The sequence below is a fragment of the uncultured Vagococcus sp. genome (assembly GCF_963518325.1).
Lineage (GTDB): Bacteria > Bacillota > Bacilli > Lactobacillales > Vagococcaceae > Vagococcus_D.
The window spans coordinates 68,801-90,101 of the sequence record NZ_CAUQJB010000003.1 but is presented as its reverse complement, the minus strand read 5'-3'; the positions used below and the strand labels follow the sequence as shown (position 1 = coordinate 90,101).

At 40.1% G+C, this 21,301-nt stretch carries 17 protein-coding genes; all 17 read right to left on the bottom strand.

Annotated elements, in window-relative coordinates; translation table 11 throughout:
• Positions 1-857: 857 nt before the first annotated feature.
• Entirely contained in the window at positions 858-2,147 is a 1,290-nt protein-coding gene (locus RWN13_RS03780) for a PTS transporter subunit EIIC (protein ID WP_314060661.1), read from the bottom strand.
• 1,459 nt (positions 2,148-3,606) lie between these two features.
• On the bottom strand, positions 3,607-4,008 hold the full coding sequence (locus tag RWN13_RS03775) for a VOC family protein (RefSeq protein ID WP_314060660.1): 402 nt from the start codon (positions 4,006-4,008) through the stop codon (positions 3,607-3,609).
• A gap of 128 nt (positions 4,009-4,136) precedes the next feature.
• On the bottom strand, positions 4,137-6,761 hold the full coding sequence (locus RWN13_RS03770; protein WP_314060659.1) for an HAD-IC family P-type ATPase: 2,625 nt from the start codon (positions 6,759-6,761) through the stop codon (positions 4,137-4,139).
• 33 nt (positions 6,762-6,794) lie between these two features.
• The gene (locus tag RWN13_RS03765) at positions 6,795-7,235 is read right to left on the bottom strand and encodes a hypothetical protein (protein WP_314060658.1); all 441 of its coding nucleotides are present in this window, start codon (positions 7,233-7,235) and stop codon (positions 6,795-6,797) included.
• 27 nt (positions 7,236-7,262) lie between these two features.
• Positions 7,263-8,300 (bottom strand): SepM family pheromone-processing serine protease, encoded by a 1,038-nt coding sequence (locus tag RWN13_RS03760; protein WP_314060656.1) that lies wholly within the window; start codon positions 8,298-8,300, stop codon positions 7,263-7,265.
• An 855-nt stretch (positions 8,301-9,155) separates the two neighbouring features.
• Positions 9,156-10,262, bottom strand: coding sequence for an alpha/beta hydrolase (locus RWN13_RS03755; RefSeq protein WP_314060655.1), 1,107 nt, complete (start codon positions 10,260-10,262; stop codon positions 9,156-9,158).
• Between the two features lie 138 nt (positions 10,263-10,400).
• On the bottom strand, positions 10,401-11,513 hold the full coding sequence (locus tag RWN13_RS03750; protein ID WP_314060654.1) for a GTPase: 1,113 nt from the start codon (positions 11,511-11,513) through the stop codon (positions 10,401-10,403).
• A 215-nt stretch (positions 11,514-11,728) separates the two neighbouring features.
• Positions 11,729-12,754 (bottom strand): hypothetical protein, encoded by a 1,026-nt coding sequence (locus RWN13_RS03745; protein ID WP_314060653.1) that lies wholly within the window; start codon positions 12,752-12,754, stop codon positions 11,729-11,731.
• 132 nt (positions 12,755-12,886) lie between these two features.
• The gene (locus tag RWN13_RS03740; RefSeq protein ID WP_314060651.1) at positions 12,887-14,098 is read right to left on the bottom strand and encodes a phosphopentomutase; all 1,212 of its coding nucleotides are present in this window, start codon (positions 14,096-14,098) and stop codon (positions 12,887-12,889) included.
• Positions 14,099-14,102: 4 nt separating this feature from the next.
• On the bottom strand, positions 14,103-15,257 hold the full coding sequence (locus tag RWN13_RS03735; RefSeq protein ID WP_314060649.1) for an alanine racemase: 1,155 nt from the start codon (positions 15,255-15,257) through the stop codon (positions 14,103-14,105).
• 1 nt (position 15,258) lies between these two features.
• A complete protein-coding gene (locus RWN13_RS03730) occupies positions 15,259-15,609 on the bottom strand; it encodes a hypothetical protein (RefSeq protein ID WP_314060646.1) in 351 nt (116 codons plus the stop codon).
• Positions 15,610-15,621: 12 nt separating this feature from the next.
• Positions 15,622-16,542 (bottom strand): GntR family transcriptional regulator YhfZ, encoded by a 921-nt coding sequence (yhfZ, locus tag RWN13_RS03725; RefSeq protein WP_314060644.1) that lies wholly within the window; start codon positions 16,540-16,542, stop codon positions 15,622-15,624.
• 10 nt (positions 16,543-16,552) lie between these two features.
• Positions 16,553-17,650, bottom strand: a complete 1,098-nt coding sequence (locus RWN13_RS03720; RefSeq protein ID WP_314060643.1) for an aminotransferase — start codon at positions 17,648-17,650, stop codon at positions 16,553-16,555.
• 5 nt (positions 17,651-17,655) lie between these two features.
• Positions 17,656-18,534, bottom strand: coding sequence for a phosphotriesterase (locus RWN13_RS03715; protein ID WP_399553633.1), 879 nt, complete (start codon positions 18,532-18,534; stop codon positions 17,656-17,658).
• 18 nt (positions 18,535-18,552) lie between these two features.
• Positions 18,553-19,866 (bottom strand): YhfT family protein, encoded by a 1,314-nt coding sequence (locus RWN13_RS03710; RefSeq protein WP_314060639.1) that lies wholly within the window; start codon positions 19,864-19,866, stop codon positions 18,553-18,555.
• 20 nt (positions 19,867-19,886) lie between these two features.
• Positions 19,887-20,252: a DUF2620 domain-containing protein gene (locus tag RWN13_RS03705; RefSeq protein WP_314060637.1), complete on the bottom strand. Its 366-nt coding sequence runs from the start codon at positions 20,250-20,252 to the stop codon at positions 19,887-19,889.
• A 278-nt stretch (positions 20,253-20,530) separates the two neighbouring features.
• Complete coding sequence (truA, locus tag RWN13_RS03700; RefSeq protein WP_314060636.1) at positions 20,531-21,271, bottom strand: tRNA pseudouridine(38-40) synthase TruA; 741 nt, start codon at positions 21,269-21,271, stop codon at positions 20,531-20,533.
• Between the last annotated feature and the right edge of the window lie 30 nt (positions 21,272-21,301).

Sequence of the window (21,301 nt, the reverse complement as noted above, 5' to 3'; positions counted from 1 at the left end):
GGATAAAAAAAGGTAAATTTAGGTCTTTTTTGGTAAATCTTCAATTTGCAACTGTCATGCCATGGCCTTATACTAAAGATACCGTCACAATGCTTACTATCCCAACTGTTTAATGGATGAGGATAACGTTACATCGAAAAGAACAATTAGGCTATTTTCAGACAGGATAGTTAAGGCGCTTATCCTGTCAACCGCCAAATGGACTGTTGCATCATAAAAATAATCAGAAAGTAGATGAAGGTAAACCGATCAGAAACAATTTTTTATGGTCATGATTATTAGTCATACCTAAAAAAAGAACCCTCACTGTTTACATCATCTGTCTATCTTGACTAGTCAAAAAGGGACGTAAACGCCCAGACGACATGGGTTTAATAACGAAACAAAATTTATAAAACCCTTTAAAAGAGCTTAGCATCAACGATACATATAAATTAACAGGTTATAAAATCACAAAAAAATATTTTTTTACGTAAACGCCGCGTTTACATCACCTACAATGAAACATAATTTGAAGACCCATTCCCACCAGATGACACCTCTAGTTATCACGACGACTGTGTCATCCCCCATTGATTCACTCATAATTTAGGCAAAAAAAAAGCAATCCTTATCAAAGACAAGGACTGCCTATTTTTTTGCACTTTTTTCACATGGCTGACGATTTTCAGCTGACGCACAACTCCCTCTGACTCATTAATCATCTACATGGTCTTTTGCCAAAAAGCTTGGGTTGGCTTGCTTAGATTATGAAAAGAATTCCTATCTCACCGACCTTTTGTCAGCAACGACGTCTTTGAAGCTCCTCATTTTCACACCTTTCCACTAATCATTCAACCATGATTACCCAATTTTCTCTAGTCACCAGCGACTGCCTCTATCGTCACGGCCTGTTCTTCTGCATAGGCGATGTTATCCAAGACCTTAAAAAAGGGGTGATAGACCAGATAACTAAGAATGACCATGACCAACTGAAAGGCCCCCCATTTCCAAGTAGCACCCATTAAGGCACCGTGAAGGACAATCGGCGTTCCCAAGGGGGCGTTGATTCCCGGAATACGTGGTAAAAAGCCGGTGACCATGGCTAGATAGCAGCTGATGGTCACAAGTAAGGGAACGAGCACAAATGGGACTGCCATGGTCAAGTTCATAACTAGAGGCAAACCGAAGATAACCGGCTCGTTAATGCCGACTAAATTAGGCACCAAGGCCAGTTTCCCTAAGGTTCGATATTGTTCCGACTTAGCTCGTAACATCGCAAAGACCAAACCGATGGTGATCCCGCCTCCGGCAAATGACGACATCGCAAATATGCTCATCGAAACCAGATGAGGGATTGGCTGACCGGCATTAAAGGCTGCCAAGTTAGCGGCTAAGATGGGGGTCCAAATTGGCGCCATGACACTGTAAACCACTAAGCTTCCATGAACCCCCACTAGCCAAAGGAGTTGACTGACCAACACGCAGATGACTATGGCGATAAAACTCCCCCCAAGACTGGTCAACGGGGAGGCAATTAAGGTGAAAATCATTTGATGCAAGTGGCCAAAACTGGTCAGAGACAGCAGGTAGCGAATTATCATGGCACTAAATGCGATGACAAATCCCGGAACTAGTCCGGCAAACGAACTGGCAATGGTCGGTGGGACACCTTCTGGCATCTTAAAGACCCATCCTTTTGTCCGAAACACACAATAAATGGCAGAGACACTTATTCCCAGAATAAAAGCGGTAAACAGACCGGCAGCTCCCAACCATCTAATGCCGTATGATTCCATCCCCCCTGTTTCAGAATAATTAAAGGGCGTGATGATAAAAAAGCTCATTAACGCTAATAAGCCCGCCGTCGTTGGTTCGACTTGCCGCTGTTGGGCATACTTTGACGCCACTAAAAAAACAATGTACAAGGCTAATAAATTCGTGGTAATTTCTGAAGGGATTTGAGTGATGGTTTTCAATTGACTTTTGACTAAAAATTCTTGATAGGCCGGAATTGGCGCTGAATTGATTAAACTGCCGATAGCTCCGACAATCGTAATGGGCATGGCGGCCATCAAGGCTTGGGTGATGGGACTGATAATTTTATTGTTTTGAATACGGGTGGCGCCTGTTTGTAACATTAGTTGAAACTGTTCTTTTTTTGACATAAGATTTACCTCCTTATGTGTGCACTTGACTTGGGAATCCCCTAATAGGAGTAGTCAGTCCGCCTGTCTTTCTACTAACTACTCCCAAATACGCGCATTAAACACTCCCAAGACCTACTCAACCTGATTTTCCAAGTTACCCTGTGGCCACGGGTAACAGCGATAGCGACCGACTCTCATAGTTGCCAACCTGATTCATCCACGATTCAGGGGATCGTTAATATAGCCTGAAAAAACGAAAGGTGTTATAGCGTTTGTAGAGAGATTCAGACTTAGTTTCTTTCGTTCTTCTGAGGACAGTTTTCCCCTTATAACACGAAAAAATGGGCGTCGACTTAACAAGAGTCATGAGTTTGATTGACTCAACGAAGGTGACACATGAGGCGGTCCATGTGCGTTTATTCGTTTGACTAGTGCCGGCTTGTTAAGATAGACCTTTGGTAAGCGGAGCGTGGAGAAGCTCGTCAGCTTCCGGCTCGTTTTGCCATACTAAATGGCTGATTTTCCTCGACAAAAAAGCGGCATCAGACGTCGTGTCTAATACCGCTTCAATAGTTATAGGTAAATGGAGCCTTGGCCTTGGCTAACAACAAGGAGTCCCTTTGACTTTAGAATACTCAAAAAAACAGCTAGAAATCTGGTGACAAATTGAGTATAATAAAGATGTTAGCGCTTAGGCGCTACACTATTGGCGCTTGATTAGTCAGTTCGTTGCTGATTGGTCAAGGTTTCGTACTGCATTCGGAGTTGTCGCTCTGGGTGCAGTAGCCAATGGAATTTATTTAGTTGTAAGTTTATCTTAACGCCCATATTTTACAACTGGTTGAAAGCGTTGTCAAGTCTTTTTTTATTAAATAACACAAAAATAAGAATGTCTCCGAAAAAAGTTGAATGTTATCGGAGGCGTTCTTTTATATGTAGAGACACGATTAAGAGTTAGGACGTCAACCTATGTGTACGGCTATAAAAAAATTACTCAACAAACTGAACATTCACTTAATTAACACACTCATTCCCATAATACCGGTATCCATATTACTTATCCTTTCCGATTCTGAAGTGCCTGCCAAATCAGGGAAAATCAAGATACTGAAAATGAAGGATGAGTTTTCAAAAACAGACTGGTCAGACTTATTAGAGTTATTTCTGACTAAGATACTTCTGATTTGTCTCATAATCGTCACGTTATTCTTGGTTCACTTTGGAACAATCTTGAGTCACTCCTGTTATCATGTATCTGAAAAATGGTCAACAGGAAGAACGTGACTGTCTCTTTTTAGAGGCCTATATGGCAGCCTTGCGTGATGCTAATATCGCAGTGACGATGAAGTATATTAAATAAGATATGCGCTACCTTTATTTAATACTGCGTAAATCGTCCAATCATTAACCTACTAAAACAGTGGCCCAATCAGATTTTTTATCTGATTGGGCCACTGCCTTTTTAACCACATCTTATTTAATCAACTTGCATCCAGGCAGGTTCCAGCGTATTACCATCCAAATCCTGAACTTCTAAGCCGTACATCACACTTTCAGGAATGCCCATCTCAACGTGATGAACCGTGCCCCCTTTTTGTTCTGCAATAGCGCCGAATTCTTTAACCGCCGCGGCACTTTCTAAGCTAAAGGCAATTAAGGCGCCACTGACTTTTTCAGTATCGGCAATTTCCTTATTTTTTAAAAATTTACCGTAGAAATCATGAGACAAAAGCATGACCCAAAAGGTCTCATCCCAAACCATGGCTGCTGTCTCTTCGTTGGAGAAAGCTACGTTCTTTTTAAATCCTAATGCTTCATAAAAATCGGTGGCCCGTGATACATCTTTCACTGGAAAATTAACAAATACAATCGCTGACATGGTAATTCCTCTTTTCTAACATTATTTTCGACTGAATTATCCCACAATATTCTCGTCAATGTCAATTAACTAGCCTTGAAAAGAGTCTCGTTTTAATTGCTAACCTGATGGTTTCTTACATCGATCAGCTAGATTTTTTTCCATGTTCGATAACCAAGTTTCTCTAGCTCTACTATGACAAAAACTAACAAACCCGCTAATAAAGATAAACCAGCGTAATGCCAACCTATTGGCGTTGTATCCAAGATATTATTCATGACTGGTACGTACATAACTGCCAATTGAAGCACCACTAAAATACCTGTGGCCAACCATAAAATTTTATTGGCTAAAATACTTTTCGTAATGGCAAACTGGTGAATTTCACGGCAATTAATCATATAGAACACCTGCCCACAGACAATCGTCAATAAAAGAGTCGTTTGCATGACGGTTTCACTGGCTCCCTGACTACTTAGGTAACTATTGATAATAAAACCTAAAGCCGCTAAAAGCAAGGACACATAGGTCGCTCTAAACACGGCATAACCGTTTAGAATATTTTCTTTTGGATTCCTTGGTTTTCTGGTCATGGCATCTTTGGCTATCGGTTCAAACCCAAGAGCAAAGGACAACGTAATAGTCGTCACCATGTTTAACCATAAAATTTGAATCGATGTTAAAGGCAATGGGTTATCCAGTAAAATCGATACCACAACTAGCAGCCCTTGAGCAAATGCCGTTGGTAATGAAAAATAGATCGTCTTTTTTAAATTATCGTAAACACGACGACCTTCTTTAACTGCAGCAGCTATTGTGGCAAAGTTATCATCAGCCAGGACCATATCAGCCGCATCCTTTGTCACTTCGGTTCCTTTGATTCCCATGGCAATTCCAATGTCGGCTTTTTTCAAAGCCGGAGCATCGTTAACTCCATCACCAGTCATTCCCACAATCTCGCCATTTTCCTGTATAGCTCGCACTAATCGTAGTTTATGCTCAGGTGTGGTTCTGGCAAAAACATCGTGGGTTGCAACGACACCTTGAAGTTCCTTGTCGCTTAATCCTTCAATTTCACTGCCGATTAAAGCTTGGTTATAATTCGTTAATCCAATCTGTTCAGCTATGGCAACAGCGGTATCTTTGTGATCCCCAGTAATCATTTTGACGCTGATACCTGCCTCATGACAGATCTTAATCGCGTCCATGGCTTCTTTTTTAGGTGGGTCGATAATGCCATATAATCCCAACAGAACCATCTCTTCTTCTAAATCCTCGTGACTGATTGTTTCTGTCTCAACGGGCACTTCCTTATAGGCGGCGGCTAACATTCGCTGGCCTTTGCGCGCTTGGATGGAAATCTCTTCTTGCCAAAAGGGCAAATCAATCGTCGTATAGTCTTCTCCTTCCAACTGTAAAGGAACCATATCCAAAATAATATCCGGTGCCCCTTTTAAGTAGATAAACTTCTTTTGGCCTATTACAACTAAAGTCGCCATGTATTTATAAGCTGAATCAAAAGGAATTTTATACAGGACATGCTCTTCTTGATCTAAAGGATGTTGATTGGCAAATTCCAATAACGCGCCTTCTGTAGGGTTGCCAATAATTTCCCGCTTGCCTCCACGATAATTAATTTTAGTATCATTGCAGTATAAGGCTGTTTCAATTAGGCGGTGCCAAGATAAATGATCTTCCTCAGCCGAACGGTCAAAGCCTCCATCCTCAATTTCAACGACTTCATCCTTTGTCACAATCGACACAACAGTCATTTCATTTTTGGTTAGGGTCCCTGTTTTATCGGAACAAATAACGCTCATACTTCCCAGTGTTTCCACGGCTGGCATCTTTTTGATGATCGCTTTTTGGACAGCCATCCGCGTTACTCCAACAGATAAAATAATCGACAAGACTGCCGGTAACCCTTCTGGTACGGCAGAAACAGCTAAGGCTATCATCGCCGAAACCAGTTCCCCACCAGTAAAGTCTCTAAAGAGTAAACTAAAAATGACTAAAAATACTATCAACGCTCCTAAAATATAAAATATTTGTTTATTTAACTGTTTCATCTTTTTAATTAATGGTGTTTCGGTACTGCCCACATCTTTTAAATGCTGACTAATTTTACCAAGTTCGGTACCATCACCGGTTTCTACGACAATGCCTTTGCCACTACCACTATTGACCAAAGTCCCAGAATAGACCATATTTAAGCGGTCACCTAAATCAGCCGGTCCAGTTATATCAGCCGTATTTTTATTAACTGGCGTTGATTCCCCGGTTAAAATCGCTTCTTCCACAACTAAATTATATGCTTCCACTAAGCGTAAATCCGCCGGAATGATGGTTCCCGGATTAAGCAGAACCACATCTCCCACTACGAGGCTAGTGGCTTCGACTATTGCCTTCTCACCATCGGCAAGAATCGTTGCTTGAGAGCCCATCATGGCACTTAAACTGCTTAAAGAATTGGTTGCTTTCCGTTCTTGAACATAGCCGATGAGTGAATTAATTAAAACCACGGCAAAAATAATCGTCATATCAATAAAATCGCCGGTTAATCCTTTTAAAATACCTGCCACAATTAAGACATAAATCAATAAATCATTAAAATGATGGAGGAATTTTTTTAGCTCACTGTCTTCCTTCCCTTTACTAAGGGTGTTTTCCCCTTGACTAATTAACCTCTGTTGACGTTCCTCTGCTGACAAGCCTAACTCACTGGTCTTTGTCGTTGAGCGAACTGCTTCAATCGCTTTTTCATACCATTCCATAAAATACCTCCCGTACTGCTTTTATTCTATTAACTAAGGAACCACTATTTTTACAATACTCATTCCTGGTATTTGTGGTGGTAAGGAACTCGCCACGGGACTGTTTTTAACTAAGGTCACCTCAATCGTCGTTCCTGGCTCAAGCTTATCTACCGTTACCTCTTGGTCATCACCATCAACAATCTTAACGTCATTTGTCAGCAACACAACTTCCTGAAAGGGGATTGTTTCCGAGTCTTTTTCCGCTGGAACTAAGCTTTCCAATAACAATCGTTGATCCTCTGAAGTTGTGCCTTCTTTCACCTTGCCAATCAATACTTCTGAATCCCTTTGTTGGTTCTCTGTTGAACTGCTAGTGATCTCACTACTGCTACTGCTTCCACTGCTCTCTGACTCGGTTTTCTTTTGGCCACATGCCCCTAAAATCACCACGCCAAGTAACACGATAGCCGATAACACATATTTCTTTTTCATCATCTTCATCCTTTCCGATACGTCATTTTATTTATTTCCTGTTTTTGATAACCAATCGATAGCCTCTTGTACCCTCTTTACTGGTACAATTACCATCTCTGTCTCCAATTTTTTATTAGCCTCTATAGCTTCCTGATAATTGCTTTGAGCCTCTGGAAAATACTCACGGAATTCTTCAGAGATAGGATCATCGGGGACTAAGAAAGCAACAGCCCCACCATTAGCTGCTGAATATACTTTTTCAGCTATACCACCAACTCGTGTCACTTGACCATCCAAGGTAATTGCTCCCGTTCCAGCGATGTTGCGACCTTGTCTTAAATCGTGATTTGAAGCCATGGTATACATCTGTAAGGTAAACATCAGACCAGCAGAGGGCCCACCAACTGCTCCCAAATCGATGTCAACAGGGATTTCACTGATTAACTCAGTTCGATCCAAAAACTGGATGCCCAAAGAATGACGGCCGGTGTTCTCATTCAGATCAACCGTTCCGGTCACTATCTTTTTAGTTCCTTCACGCTTTATTTCAAGGACTACCTCGTCACCGATGGCTCGATTTTGTAAGTAGGTCAACATGTCAGAGGACTGATTAAAAAAATAATCATCTACTGTTATAACCTGATCCCCTGTCATGATCTTCCCTTGTAAACCAGATTCTTTGGAAGCTGTTAAAATAAAAATCCCTTCATAAGCCAACTCCCCTTGTTTTCCAGCCAAATCCAAGGCCAACTTCTTCGCAGCGTTCTGAGACGTATTCATCGCGTTCCGTTGTAGTAAGCGAGAAGCCTCTGTGGGCAAACCATTATTGGCAGTTTCCTGGTTCACAACTTCACGAAAAGGATCATTAAACGTCCTTATCATCTCCCACAAGGTGGCCGATCTTGTTTGAACCACTGTCACGTAAAAACGGCCTTTATTTTGATCTTTTTCATGATTCACCTGAACGGCCTTTTCCAAACTCACTAAATTCCCCGGTCCCCGAATCAACATAGGTGTCCGCCAAAAAATAACAACAAACACCAATAACACCCCTATAGTCCCTATAATAACCTTCTTTTTCATCTCACTTCACTCCTCAAAACACCTTTTCATCATGATAGCTCACGATTCTTTTAGTTATCTTATAACCATCCCAAGTTATTGCCACTTATTTCCCAAAAAGCTCAAGGATTCCAGTGAAGCCTAGGAATAAGATGGCTTTTTTCAGTTTAAACAATTGCTGAATAAGCATCAAGAAAACTTTATCCATTAAACTATACAATAAAGATACCTTTTATAACGAAATAACACACATAACTTAATTTTATTGTAATTCTTCCCTAAAAATTTAGCAATTTTAATCCCCTAAAATCACGCCAAAAATACTCAGACTGCCTATTTTCAGCAGTCTGAGTATTCGGTTCATTTAATAACACTTATTAGCAATCGCTCCAGTTAAGTTATTTAATCTACTGAGACAGATACTGGTTGTCTTATTAGAGTTTATTGCCAGTTGGTTGTTTCACTAAACTATCAGGAAACCGTGTCACTTCTTCTGGTTCAGTTACTAACTCTTTTTACTGGTAATCCGTGGCCGTCAGACTCACTTTCTACCTTTGGTGTCACTTTAAGGCTTTCCACAGGCTTTAGAGTCTCTTTTATTTCCTCTGTTTCCAACTTACTCCACATTCTGTACAAACGATTCCTAAGTTTGTTCTTCTCCATACCTCGAACATTAGGAAAAGGTTACAAAAAGAATCACTATCTTTATAACAGTGACTAATTTTGACCTATCAATTTAATAAATGGGTCAATGGCGCCACCCACTACCTTTCTCCGCGGGTACTTCCATGCTAGCTTTTTGGCTAATAAATGAGTTCGTTCTTATTGAGACAGGGTTTCCGATTGATTTAAGAGATAGCGATTTCCGCGCCTGTCTTAACTCCGATGGTTTAAGATAAACTTTCCCATCTCTATGACGCAGTCTTCACTTTGCGGTAAATAACCAATTCGATCGATAAAGGCATGTCCTAATCCTTTATAAACAATCGTCTTTGTTTCCACCCCTGCCATCACAAGCTTACGGGCGTATGCTAAGGTCTCTATTTTTAAAAAATCGTGTTCACCTACTGCTATAAAAGTCGGCGGTAACTTCGGATTAACTGCCATATAAGGGGTCAAGTAAGGGGTCATTAAGTCCGTTGTTCCCAAAATCTGCCCCAAACCGTCACCAAGACCCCTCAACATATCCAAGGACAGGTTAATCACCTTGGCTTGTTTGTCATAAATGTCAAATTTATCTTTTGTAAATCTCACATACTCATCTTGAACGCCACCCATATTAACGGTTGGATAGAGGATGAGTTGCCCTTTTATTAAGTCTAGCTGGTCTTCAAGGGCGCGATTGGCACAATACAGCGTCAAGTTGCCACCAGCACTGTCTCCTCCAACAAATATCTGATCAGGGTCTCCTCCAAACTGACTGGCGTGTTGGTGCAACCATAATAAACCGCTGTAGCAATCTTCATGACTGGTAGGATATGGATGTTCTGGTGCTAAGCGATAATCAACCGAAAAAGCTAGTATTCCGGTATTAGCCACTAGAAGTTTCAGCATATCTGCTACAACTGCTGTACTGCCAGCAAAAAAACCTCCTCCATGGATAAAATACAAGATAGGGGCATTTTCCAGAGTCTCTTGAGATTTGAAACAATGAATGGGAATCTCTCCACCATCAGCAGCTAAAAAACTATCCGTTATCACGTCAACTCCCTTATCAATAATTGGCGTACTGTCGACGTTGTTAAACATCTTGCGCAACTTCTTTATTGAAGCCGTATTCATTTCCAATTTCAGCACACTTTTCGGCAATAACCGAGTCAATAAGGCCACTTTTTTCATATCTTTATATAATCTAGGTTCCATCGCCCCTTTAATATCACAATCAGGCATATTCTTAAATACAATCTCTACCTTATCTACAAGGCCGGTTTCTTGTTTATTCAGCATCTCATTTAACCGTTTTTTATCATATTTTCTTGGCATGTTAAACTCTCCTTTGTCTAATTTCCTGTTAATACTAGTTTAACACGATTTGATAAATACTGACCTCTCGATAGACCCCAAATAAAAAAAAAGACCATCAGCCCCTATTAGCTGATAGCCTTTTTGGTCTCCATCTACTTACTTTTTAAAGACAGACGTTGAGGCCCCTTTGATTAATCCCAGCAAGATTTCTTTCATTTCTGATTCATTTAAATCGCTGAGATTGATTTTCTCATCGATGATCAAATTGATCAATTGAATATACGCTTCACCCAAAAGTTTTGTCAGGATGGCGGCCGTGCTACCTGACACCATGCCACCAGCAATCGTGCCTAACCCTGGGAAAAATTTGAAAATAGAACTGACAATGCTTTTCCCACCAACCGTTGTCCCGGTAATCCCAATAAGACCACCAGCAATGGTTTCAACCCCTTTTTTCTCAATTTTTATGCCATAAACAGAGGTGATTTTGGCCAACATTCCTGTTTGCGAGGCAATCAAGATTGGCGCATCAGAAAAAGGGATTGGAATAAAGCCTTGACCAAAGGTCGTTAGGACTACCGCGTCAATCACCTTTCTGGCTTGCTTGTCTTTTAAATCTCTTGAAACCTTTTGGGCGTTCATAAAAGATGTTTGGATCGAATCCGGTAAAACTTTACTGGTAGCTAAAATCAAGTCATCCAAGCCATAAGCTTCTTGCTCATCTGTTGCTTCCGCACACAGTATCACAATATCTTTCACATTTAACGCCATCTCTTGAATAGCTACTTTAAATTTTATAGCAGAGGACTTACTATAAGACTTAGTCAAAACTAAAATTACTGGAATTCCCAGTTTGGCCACATCTTCGATAAATTCTTTTTCAGTATCTTCGAAACGATCACCATTCCCTGCAACACAATACCACATGCAGTGAATGGCTTCATTGCCATCTTCTTTTTTTCGAGACTCTTTAACGAGATCTTTAATATCTTTTAACGATTTTTTTTGAGTTTTTTTATCAAGCTCTAAGCCAACCGTATCATACAATCTAACTGGTACACCTATTTTTTCGATTAATTCAATTTGTTTGGTAACAGGTTTACCAATTCCCGTTGCTGCTAACTCTTCTCTAAAGGTCTGATTAATTAAGGTTGACTTACCAACGCCACTTTTACCAGCAATGATAAAATTCACACTTTTTAACTTTGATTCTTCCATATTTATTTTTTGAAGTAGATCGTCATAAAATGTCTCATTATTTTTACTCATATCTGGCCTCCTAGTTATTTTATGTCATGTTCGCTCAGCTCTATAGTCCTGCAACTAATCACAGTGGACGGAGATCTTCGAATTAGTTTACGAGATGTATCTAATTAATTATAACATTTTCAGCTAATATTTCCCCTATTATGGTCTCATTTAACTAGGATGCCAAGTTAAGTTAGGCTTGGCTCAGATATAACTGGTAATAAGATTGGTAAAAGTCAAACACCATGAAGAAAATAATGATTGAGATTGCCAAAATACTGTGTTATTAACTCATCTTGCGTAGTCTGTAAGAGTTTTGCCACTGCTAATATCTGACCCAATCCAGTCTCAGTATTTTTACAAATCAAGACATACCCTTTGCCTAATTCGCCTGTAGGAACCGTTATAGCAATCGCTTTTGCCATATTGACTACTCTGATAAATCCTTTACAAGCAGCAATTTGTTGTGCCTTCGTTTGTTTATCAAAATGTCCAAAAATTGTATCACCAATCCCCGCCACATCTACTGGACCTTCTTCAGAAATAATTACATCATTTTTTTCTAACAGCTGATTTAACTGATTGATTAAGGCTTGTCGTTCCCCAGAATACTTATCGGTGAATGGATTCAAGCTAATTCTATTACTTATCTTATCTAAAGTTGCCTTTAAATCAATTAGCTTCTCATCCAAACAAATAGCAAATGATTCCTGGGGCTCTGATACTCTGGTAAACAAGTAACCAAGCAAATCTTCAATTGGCTCTAGCTCCCTGGCCATAAAGCCAATTGAGGGAGTAAAGCGTAGCCCATCTGTTGAGTATTTCTCTTTGACCATTTCTTGGCCGCACTTTCCCAATTCCGGGTGAATGACACTGTATAAATTGAGACTAATGGCAGGTCCTAGCACTGATCCCCCGCCATCTGTCCCAACTCCCACGTCATTTATTCCCAAAAAGACATTCAAAGCCGTGCCACTGGAAGATCCTGTCATATATCGTCCAGTAATTGGATTTTTCAAGTCAATGTCTATTCCTCGACCGGCGTGACTTGCTTTGTCAATGGTATGATGATAATAACCAAGTGCTGCTAAACTGGCTACAAAGGATGGCGAAATACCTTCTGCCTCTTTAATACCGATATAGTGCCCGCTTGTTTCCGTAATAAAATCGATGCTATTAGGAAATACTTTTTTGACAGAGTGTGCCGGATTCAGCATGCCTAAACAACTTTTTTTGGCATAAGTTGCCACTCTATTCTCCATAAAATCAGCTCCATTTCTTCTTTGTTTGTTCTATCGAATCATCCAATAAGGTAATACGTCTGCTCGTTTTAACCTATTAATCAAATCGCAAAAAACTGGAAGGTCACCCTCAACTTCCAGTTTTTTGCTTATTTAATCAACTAATTCAGTTAAAAATGAGGTGCCATTTTGAGGAGAAGGCACCTGAAAAAAGTCAGCTACCGTTGCCCCAACATCGGCTAAAGTGGCCCGTTCACCAATCGTTTTAGAACGAATGCCTGGACTATAAATCAGCAAAGGAACCCGTTCTCTAGTGTGATTGCTGTGACCAATTGTTGGATCATTTCCGTGATCGGCCATAACAACCAGAATATCTCCCTTGGTTAATAGTGGCAATACTTCTGCAATCCGGCGATCACTTAACTCTAGTCTGTCAGCGTAGCGAGAGACATCTTCTGCGTGTCCTGCCAAGTCTGTTTCCTGAATGTTTAAGGCGATAAACCCATCTTTAATCTGCTTAATTTCTTTCACTAAGCAATCAAAAAGATAAGTTGAATCGACACCTGGAAACAACCGTTCGCTATCCGTTTGAACAATATCAGCAACTTTCCCCAGAAAAGAAACAGTCACTTGTTTTTGATCCAACAGCGTTGGGGTTTGAACGCTTTTATTAATACCATATCCTAGATGAACCACTTGGTAGCCCTGATTATAAACACCTGATTCTGGTGCATCCACACCTGCTATTTCATTATTTTTCGTTTTAATGGCGCCAAGTAAGTCGGCGAAGGTAACAGCTTCCCCTCCAAAGGCAATCACACGAGAGACTTGAACAACCTCTCGGACGACGTGACCTATCTTCGCTAGCTCCTTAAAGTCGATTAAATCCAGACAAGCTGAGACATTATATACTTGTCCATAATCGGTTTCCAAATTATCGCCAACGGTTGCAGACTCATTCACTACCAAAATTTGTGTCCCCACTTCACCAACACGACGAACCTGATAGCCCTGTTGGCACAAATTGGCTTCAACCTCATCGATTTTTTGATTGAAGGGTTGAATTAAAGGTACTTTAGGTGTGGTTCCCATAATTTCCTGATGGCCCAAAAAAGAGTCTGCCCCGTGATGAGCTAAATTGGCCGTACCAAAAACTGCCTCTGTTGAAAATTTATGATGGCCTATTTCATACCCTAGACTATTCATTAGACCTAATTTTTCTAAAGTTGGCAAGTTAATATCCGGTAGTTGGGCGATAATATGACCAGCTGTACTGCTGCCACAGTCTCTTGGTCTGACTTGAGGCACATCGGCCATGGCGCCAACGCCAAAACTATCTAATACAATGACCACAAATCTACTCATTATTTCACCTTCTAATTAAATTTCCTTGGCTGTTGTAGATGCCTTCTATTTTTGGTTGTCCTGTTTTTATTCCCGACACCACTGCCACATCGCTTCGCGTTACAAATATCTGGGTTCTAAAGGCCGCAATCACCGTAGCCCCTACTGGATGAGCCTGTTGACTTGTCAAATAATAATCAATGCTGTCATTGCCAAATGGAACGACCTCGTCTTGTGATTCGTCGGCTTGATCCATGACTAAAATCTGCTCCAAGTGGCCACGTCGATAATAGCCCCCGCCATAAAAGTATCCTTTACCATCTAAATTATGAGATATCTCACTAACATACACCATAGCTGGCAGTTCTTCCAAGTCCATTTTCGCATGTAAGGGCGTTGTCCCTGTTAGAGCATGCCCTGGCTCTCCTTGGGTGCCATTGATTTGTTTGATCATTGGCAGGGTTTTACTACAAGTAGCAGAGGGAATATTAACCTCATTTATGACGATCCCTTCAGCTTGTAACAGTTCGCGGGCCTTTTGAATAGTTTGAACATTATGAGTCAAAGTCAACTCATCGACACCATTAAACAAAAAGCAAGGAAAGGACGTAATTCCTGCCAGTTCAATATGGCTAAGTTCCTGACATTTCTTCGCCAGCTCGGGTAAATCAGCTAAGTGAAAGCCTCCAAATTGTCCTTCATAAACTTCATCTGCCGTTTCAATCATTTTAATCAGTAGCTTTTGCTTGACCTTCAATTCTTTGGCTATTTCATTAATTTGCTCAATACTCTCAATTGAAAAAACAGTCATAAATTGGGGGCGATACGCCACCATTTTTTTTAACAACTGTTTTGGTACTTGAACTAGATGGCCCACATTACCAATGGGTAAACCGTGTTCCATCATCACCAAGGCCTCTTTATAATCCACGACAACCGCAGCATCGATGCCTGCTGCTCTGATTTTTTCAGCTACTAGAGGGTTGCGCCCCAATTGCTTTGTCATATAAAACAATTCGATGCCTACTTTATCCGCATTTTTTTTCAAAATTTTAGCATTTTCTACAATGGTATCCAAATCCAACACGTAAGTATCAGGGAGTATTTCCCCTGCCTGATGCAACTGGGTAGCCACTTTAATTAATTGAGGATTTCTACGTTTAGTGACATCTAAAAACATCCTAATCCTCCTTTAACATATTAATAATGTGAAGATAAAAATAATCCAATTCAGCTTCTTCAAATTGATTCTCCGTCATTTTTTCCAGATCTTGCCACAATTCTTTTGAATGAAGATAGGTGGGATCACTTACTATTTCAGCTAAAATAAACTCATCTAAACTTGCGATAGATTCATTCTTTTTTCTTCTAGCATCTGCCATTGCTAAATGAGTTAAAAAGACATCGGCTTTTCCGGTCTCTTCAATTAGTTGTTTTTCCAATAAATAATCCAATACTCTTAACACATAACGCTGTGTCTCTTCTTCTATAATTTGTGACTCGACTAATATCTCAAGTTTTTGCTTTATCATCTACATACTCCTTTAATATCTTGGGATAATCGTCCCTTCGACAACCTCTTCTTGAATTTTTAATACTTGTTGGCTGTTAAAGCTTTTAGCAAAAAAAGCTTTCATGGAGGAATCTTCTTGGTGACAGATAATCACAGAGGCTCCCATGTCCTGTTCCAGTTTATTATCTAAGGTTACATAATTGAGGTCTTCATAATTTTTATCACGAATTTCATCAAAATTCCAAATACCTGCGTCTATGTGATTGCTTTTTAAGGAATGAATGATTTGGTGCCCTGGCATTTCAACAAATGTCACTTCTTTACCTTGAATACTATCCATTGTCAACATCTGCTGATCCAGTGAACTATAATCAATGGCCACTCTCATGCCATCTTTAATGTGATCGTTTTCCAAATTAGCAAATAACAGCACATGTTCACTTAAATAAGTGTGATTGCCAAAATCAATGACAACTTCAACAGGATCTCCCTGCTCAATAGCACGATTAGCGGCGAATCTGGAAACCACAGCAAAGCGGTAGGTTTTCATGGTAATTGAGCGTACTCTCTCCTTGGAGCCACGAATATAGGCTAAATTTAATTTTAGCTTATTCTCTTTAAATCCTTCGTAAATACCTGTTGCCATCCCTTCATATAATCTTGAGTAGGGCAAGGTCATGGTACCTAATATGGCTTCAGAAAGAGCATATTCTTGCAAAATGGCATAATTGATTTCTTCTATATAAGTTCCCAAATGGCCGCTATTTTTTGTTTCAAGGGCGTCTTCAGATTTCAAGTAATTTAACGCATTCTGAACCGTTCCTCGAGCCACCCCATATTTTTCTTGATAGTCAGAAATACTAGGCATCTTATCTCCCTTTTTTAATTGGAGTAAATCTGATGCCAAATAATTAACAATAATGCCTTTTTTGGTTAAGAATTTTTTGCTCAATCTAAACGCCTCATTTCTTTACTAGTTTCATGGAATTTTTTAATAGTTTTAAAATCGTCTCTGCCCCAGCTCGGTTTGGATTAATTCTAATCATCGTCTCTTCTGCTGTTGGATCCACAGAGCGAAATGTCCCTGACACTCGATAAACAAGTGGCGAGAATTCATATTGGGATTCTGCCCCTACTGGATGAGGCAGGGCGCCTAGTGTCGTAGCCGCCTCAATGACGTCTTTGGCGTTATTGTCTTGTAACTTAACAATCACTACTTTAGACTGGGCATTGACGACAAACGCTTCTGCTAAACCAGGAACTTCCCCTTGATTAATACGCTGACAGATTTCATCGCTAACCTTGGCTGAAATGGCCAGAGAAACCGGTGCATAAATCAATCCCTTGAGAACGTCCAAGGCTTCATGTCCTTGAACTTGCCCACCACCGGAATAATTTTCTCCTTTTAATCGGTTAATAAAGGCATCATCGCCAACAATACAGCCTACGCCTTCTGGTCCTAGCAATTTAAAGGTTGAAAAGCAGGCCAAACTGCCACCAAATTGCGAACCGATACCACTGGTTTTCAATGCCGAATAATTATCATCCGTTACAATAGGTATTGTATCATTTATGCTTCTAATGGTCCTGATTAATTCAGCTAAATCGTAAGAATCATCCATTTTTTGGCGGGTCACTTGAATCAAGATACCATCAACTGATTCTCTTTGAAGAACTTCTTTTACGTCTGATAACTGATTAAAATCAGCAGAAACCGTTTGAATACCTAGCATTTCAATTGAAACCTGTGTCGTTGGGTAAACGGGTGCCTGATGAACCAGTAACGTCCCGCCAGCACCAATAGCAGCATGAAGCGCTAGTCTAATGGCATTGGTCCCTGCCCCGCGAACGAGCATGCAATTGTCCGCTTTAAAAAAATGGGCCAATACTTTTTCAACTTGATAGGTGAACCTTGGTTGATTCAGCCCTTTGACAACCCCTAAATCACCCCGTGTCAGAATCTCATTCCCTGGAAAAAATTGCGTGATTGAATCAACTAATTGAAACTGTAGCTCAATAGCTTCCTCAATCGTTAAACTTTTTAATGGATAAACGGTCATCTTATTCACTTCCTATTCATAAATTCATGTGGATTTTGTTCCAGCATTTTCGTGATAAAGTCTTGAGAAACCCCTTTTTCCAAAGCTTGAGGGATAAAGGTATCCAGCAAGTAGGAATAGCCCATGCCGCCCATGTATTCCAAATTGGATTTACGGGTAATATCCATCGATAAAAAGACTTTATCGGAATAGCCTCTTTTTTCAATCTCTTTTAACATCGCAATTCGCAACGAATCCGGCTGATAGTTCTCTTTCCCAATTGTATCAAACTCGACGTAGACACCTTGATCCAGCATATGCAAAATATAGTCAACATCGCCGGTCAAATCAACATGCCCAATTACAATCTTGTTTAAATCAGCTTGATTGTCTTTAAAGAAACCCACCTGTTCATGACCAAAAGTCCCTAAGGTGGTGTGAGTGGTAATTGGCACACCTGTGGCCTGTTGGGCAATCACTGATGCTTTAAATACTTTCTCTTCTCGTTTAGTCATTTGATTTTGACTTGTGCCAATTTCACCAATAATTTGGGCTTTAATCTCAGTTTCCTCAATCCCCACTTGAATTTCATTGATCATAAAAGCCGCCAGTTGATCGATGGTCGCAGTCGTAACCAATTCTGGCAAAAATTTCTCTTGATAAAAGCCAGTAGCTTGGACAATGTTGATTCCTGTCTCCTTAGCCACTCGTTGAACATAAAGAGGATTGCGACACATATCCAAATTAGTAACGTCGACAATATTTCGAACCCCTTTAGAATACATTTTTTTGTATTCTGCAACAGTCTCATCATAACAATTTAAATTCGTATCATCAATCTTTTTTAAGCGGGATAAATCGATGGTCGTGTGTTCATGCATATAAGTAATGCCTTCTTTTAACACCATTTTACTGTCCCCTTTCTAAAGTACTACTGGGGCGAATAAGCCTAAATAATATAGAATATTCACAATGATTCCTAAACTAATGGCGGCAATTGGCCCCACAGCTAAATCAACCACTGGTTTTTTCGCTTTACGATTTAATAACAACAGGCCAATCACCCAGAAATAACCAATACCAGGGGCAATTGATTCAGATGCCATGGCACCACCAATCAATAAAGCGACTTCTAATACTTTATTCATAGCCGTTCGAATGTGTTCTCCCATTTCACGAATACCCGGAAATTTATCCAGCGCCTTTGCCATAATAGTTAATAGCTGAACTTCCACAAACATCACTAAAGCCCCTGCAATAAAGGCTACTATCGGGTTACCTTTTAATAAAATTCCCACAACAAACACAAAGGTTGTTCCTGCTGGGCTGTACACCCCTGTGACAATCGCTGTTGAGAACACTAGGGGGATAAAACCAATACCTCTGGCAAAAGCCGCCAACGCCGCTTCATTAAATTTCCCTTCTGACAATAAGTTTAAGGAAATCGGATCCCCCGCAATAATCAGCAAACTGGTTGCCGCTGAAACCAATCCCCCCATCACTGACAGCCACATCCAATTTTTCTTAATCCGATTAACCCGCTCAAGAAAAATACTAACCAGACTTTCATTTGAACTACTGCCATCGCTTTTCACTTTAATCGCGTAATAAATCATAAAGATCATGCCTACTAATAATGACATTCCTTCAGCACTCAGAGTTAAGGTGGCGCCGTTACCGATGTTAAACGTACCGAATTTTTTAACTGCAAACAACGTCAACAGTGTGGCTGAAAATGAAATAAATCCCTTTTTGGCCCCATGTTGGCTGGCGATTGCAATGGCCGGAAAAATACTAAAGGCAATCACAACTGGCGTTCCTACCTGCGCTAATGAATCAATAAAGTTAACAGGCATCAAAGCAAACGCATCCACTACAGCCTGTAGACCAATGACTAAACCAATACCATAGATAGCGCCAACAATTCCCGCTATCGCCATGCCCTTTTTACCTTCTGGTGCCCATGACCCAATAATATCCGTCATCAGTAAAATACTGTGGACTAATAAGATTGAGGCTCCAATTGAAACGGGGATACCAAAGCCAATTACTAAACCAAAACTTAAAGCAAAACTGGTAGCTGCTAATTCTTTTTTGCCTATTTTTTTCTCTAAAAACTCCGGTACAATCGGCCGTAGTCCATCATTAAAAACGGCAATTCCTTTATTAGCCAAGATTGAACTTAAACCACCTAACAAAGCAATTGCAATTAACTCAACTATCTTCGAAGATTCCATTTTTTCTCCACCTTACACGTTTAATTTAATTTCTTTAATTCATCCATAATAATGGGAATGACAATCTCTTTATGTTGAGCAGTAAAACCAAATGCTTTTTTGCCACCTTGAACATTTTCTCTAATTTCTGCCTCGCTCATCACATTTGACGGCATGGAAACAGTCACACAGTTTTCCCGCCCTAGTAAAGCTAAAGCCATAGCCAATGCTCCACCGCCACCTGTGTTACATGCCCCTAAATAAAAATCAGCTTGTCCTGATTTAACGGCCATGGCTGCATCTAAATCACTTTTAACCGTCATGTCAAATTTCCCTTCGGCATGACTTTCAACCAATTGTCTAACTTCCTCTTTGTCGATTTGTCCTCCAATGACTATTTTTCTCATTGAAATTCCTCCTTTTTGAATATACATTTTTTTGTATTTTGAGATAAAAGAATTAATACAACCTCATTATAGAGTGGGGGAATCAAAAATGCAAGCCCTCTCTTTTCAGTGCTAAGCTAAAAATTCAGCCGTTAGCGAAAAGAAAGTTATGAATGACAGTGTTTTCAGCCGTTTTTTTCAAAACCGAAAAATATATTTAAAACAAGTTCAGCTATTACTTTTCTCATAACAGCCGAACTCATTTTGTCAGTTATTATAACTGACTTAAGCTTGCTACTTTAACGGTAATAGACCTCATCAAGAAATAATCCATGGGAAGGGACCGTCTCACCTGCATGCTGTCTGATTTGATGTTCGAAAATTTCATCAATCGAGTCGACTGGTAATTTTCCTGCACCGATTTCCAAGAGCGTTCCGGTTATAATTCTGACCATATTGTACAAGAAGCCATTGCCAACAAACCTAAAACGAAGCAAACTACCGTCTTGCTCAATCGCCAATTCCTCAATTGTTCTGATCGTCGATTTTTTTGATTTCTTAAGAGAGGAAAAGCCAAGAAAATCATGTTTCCCCACTAATTTCAGACAAGCCTCATTCATCTTCTCAACATCTAATGACAGGGGATAATGAAAACTATAATTGCGTTCAAAAGCTGATGGAATCACGTTATTCCACACATAATAACTGTATTGTTTACCGCTAGCATTGTACCGCGCATGAAATCTTTCAGGAACTTCTTCCACATCTTTAACAATAATATCCTGAGGCAGATAGCGATTCAAAAATTCACTCATCTTAGCCCGTTCAATCGTTGAAGTAGTTTTGAAATTAGCCACTTGCCCTCTGGCATGAGCCCCTGCATCGGTTCGTCCCGAGCCGATAATTTCAACTGGTTCACCCGTCATTTGTGTTAAGACCCCCTCAATTTTACCTTGAATGGTGTTATCAGAGTCCCCTAATCGCTGCCAGCCAAGATAGCGTCTGCCATCGTATTCAATCGTTAGTTTGATATTTCTCATTTTTTTCTCCTCTGCTGCCTATTTTAATTA

What these genes read in the sequence shown, in the direction of transcription:
- RWN13_RS03780 (WP_314060661.1), bottom strand. Translation starts at nt 2,147, where the DNA reads ATGTCAAAAAAAGAACAGTTTCAACTAATGTTACAAACAGGCGCCACC.
- RWN13_RS03775 (WP_314060660.1), bottom strand. Translation starts at nt 4,008, where the DNA reads ATGTCAGCGATTGTATTTGTTAATTTTCCAGTGAAAGATGTATCACGG.
- RWN13_RS03770 (WP_314060659.1), bottom strand. Translation starts at nt 6,761, where the DNA reads ATGGAATGGTATGAAAAAGCGATTGAAGCAGTTCGCTCAACGACAAAG.
- RWN13_RS03765 (WP_314060658.1), bottom strand. Translation starts at nt 7,235, where the DNA reads ATGAAAAAGAAATATGTGTTATCGGCTATCGTGTTACTTGGCGTGGTG.
- RWN13_RS03760 (WP_314060656.1), bottom strand. Translation starts at nt 8,300, where the DNA reads ATGAAAAAGAAGGTTATTATAGGGACTATAGGGGTGTTATTGGTGTTT.
- RWN13_RS03755 (WP_314060655.1), bottom strand. Translation starts at nt 10,262, where the DNA reads ATGCCAAGAAAATATGATAAAAAACGGTTAAATGAGATGCTGAATAAA.
- RWN13_RS03750 (WP_314060654.1), bottom strand. Translation starts at nt 11,513, where the DNA reads ATGAGTAAAAATAATGAGACATTTTATGACGATCTACTTCAAAAAATA.
- RWN13_RS03745 (WP_314060653.1), bottom strand. Translation starts at nt 12,754, where the DNA reads ATGGAGAATAGAGTGGCAACTTATGCCAAAAAAAGTTGTTTAGGCATG.
- RWN13_RS03740 (WP_314060651.1), bottom strand. Translation starts at nt 14,098, where the DNA reads ATGAGTAGATTTGTGGTCATTGTATTAGATAGTTTTGGCGTTGGCGCC.
- RWN13_RS03735 (WP_314060649.1), bottom strand. Translation starts at nt 15,257, where the DNA reads ATGTTTTTAGATGTCACTAAACGTAGAAATCCTCAATTAATTAAAGTG.
- RWN13_RS03730 (WP_314060646.1), bottom strand. Translation starts at nt 15,609, where the DNA reads ATGATAAAGCAAAAACTTGAGATATTAGTCGAGTCACAAATTATAGAA.
- RWN13_RS03720 (WP_314060643.1), bottom strand. Translation starts at nt 17,650, where the DNA reads ATGACCGTTTATCCATTAAAAAGTTTAACGATTGAGGAAGCTATTGAG.
- RWN13_RS03710 (WP_314060639.1), bottom strand. Translation starts at nt 19,866, where the DNA reads ATGGAATCTTCGAAGATAGTTGAGTTAATTGCAATTGCTTTGTTAGGT.
- RWN13_RS03705 (WP_314060637.1), bottom strand. Translation starts at nt 20,252, where the DNA reads ATGAGAAAAATAGTCATTGGAGGACAAATCGACAAAGAGGAAGTTAGA.
- truA (WP_314060636.1), bottom strand. Translation starts at nt 21,271, where the DNA reads ATGAGAAATATCAAACTAACGATTGAATACGATGGCAGACGCTATCTT.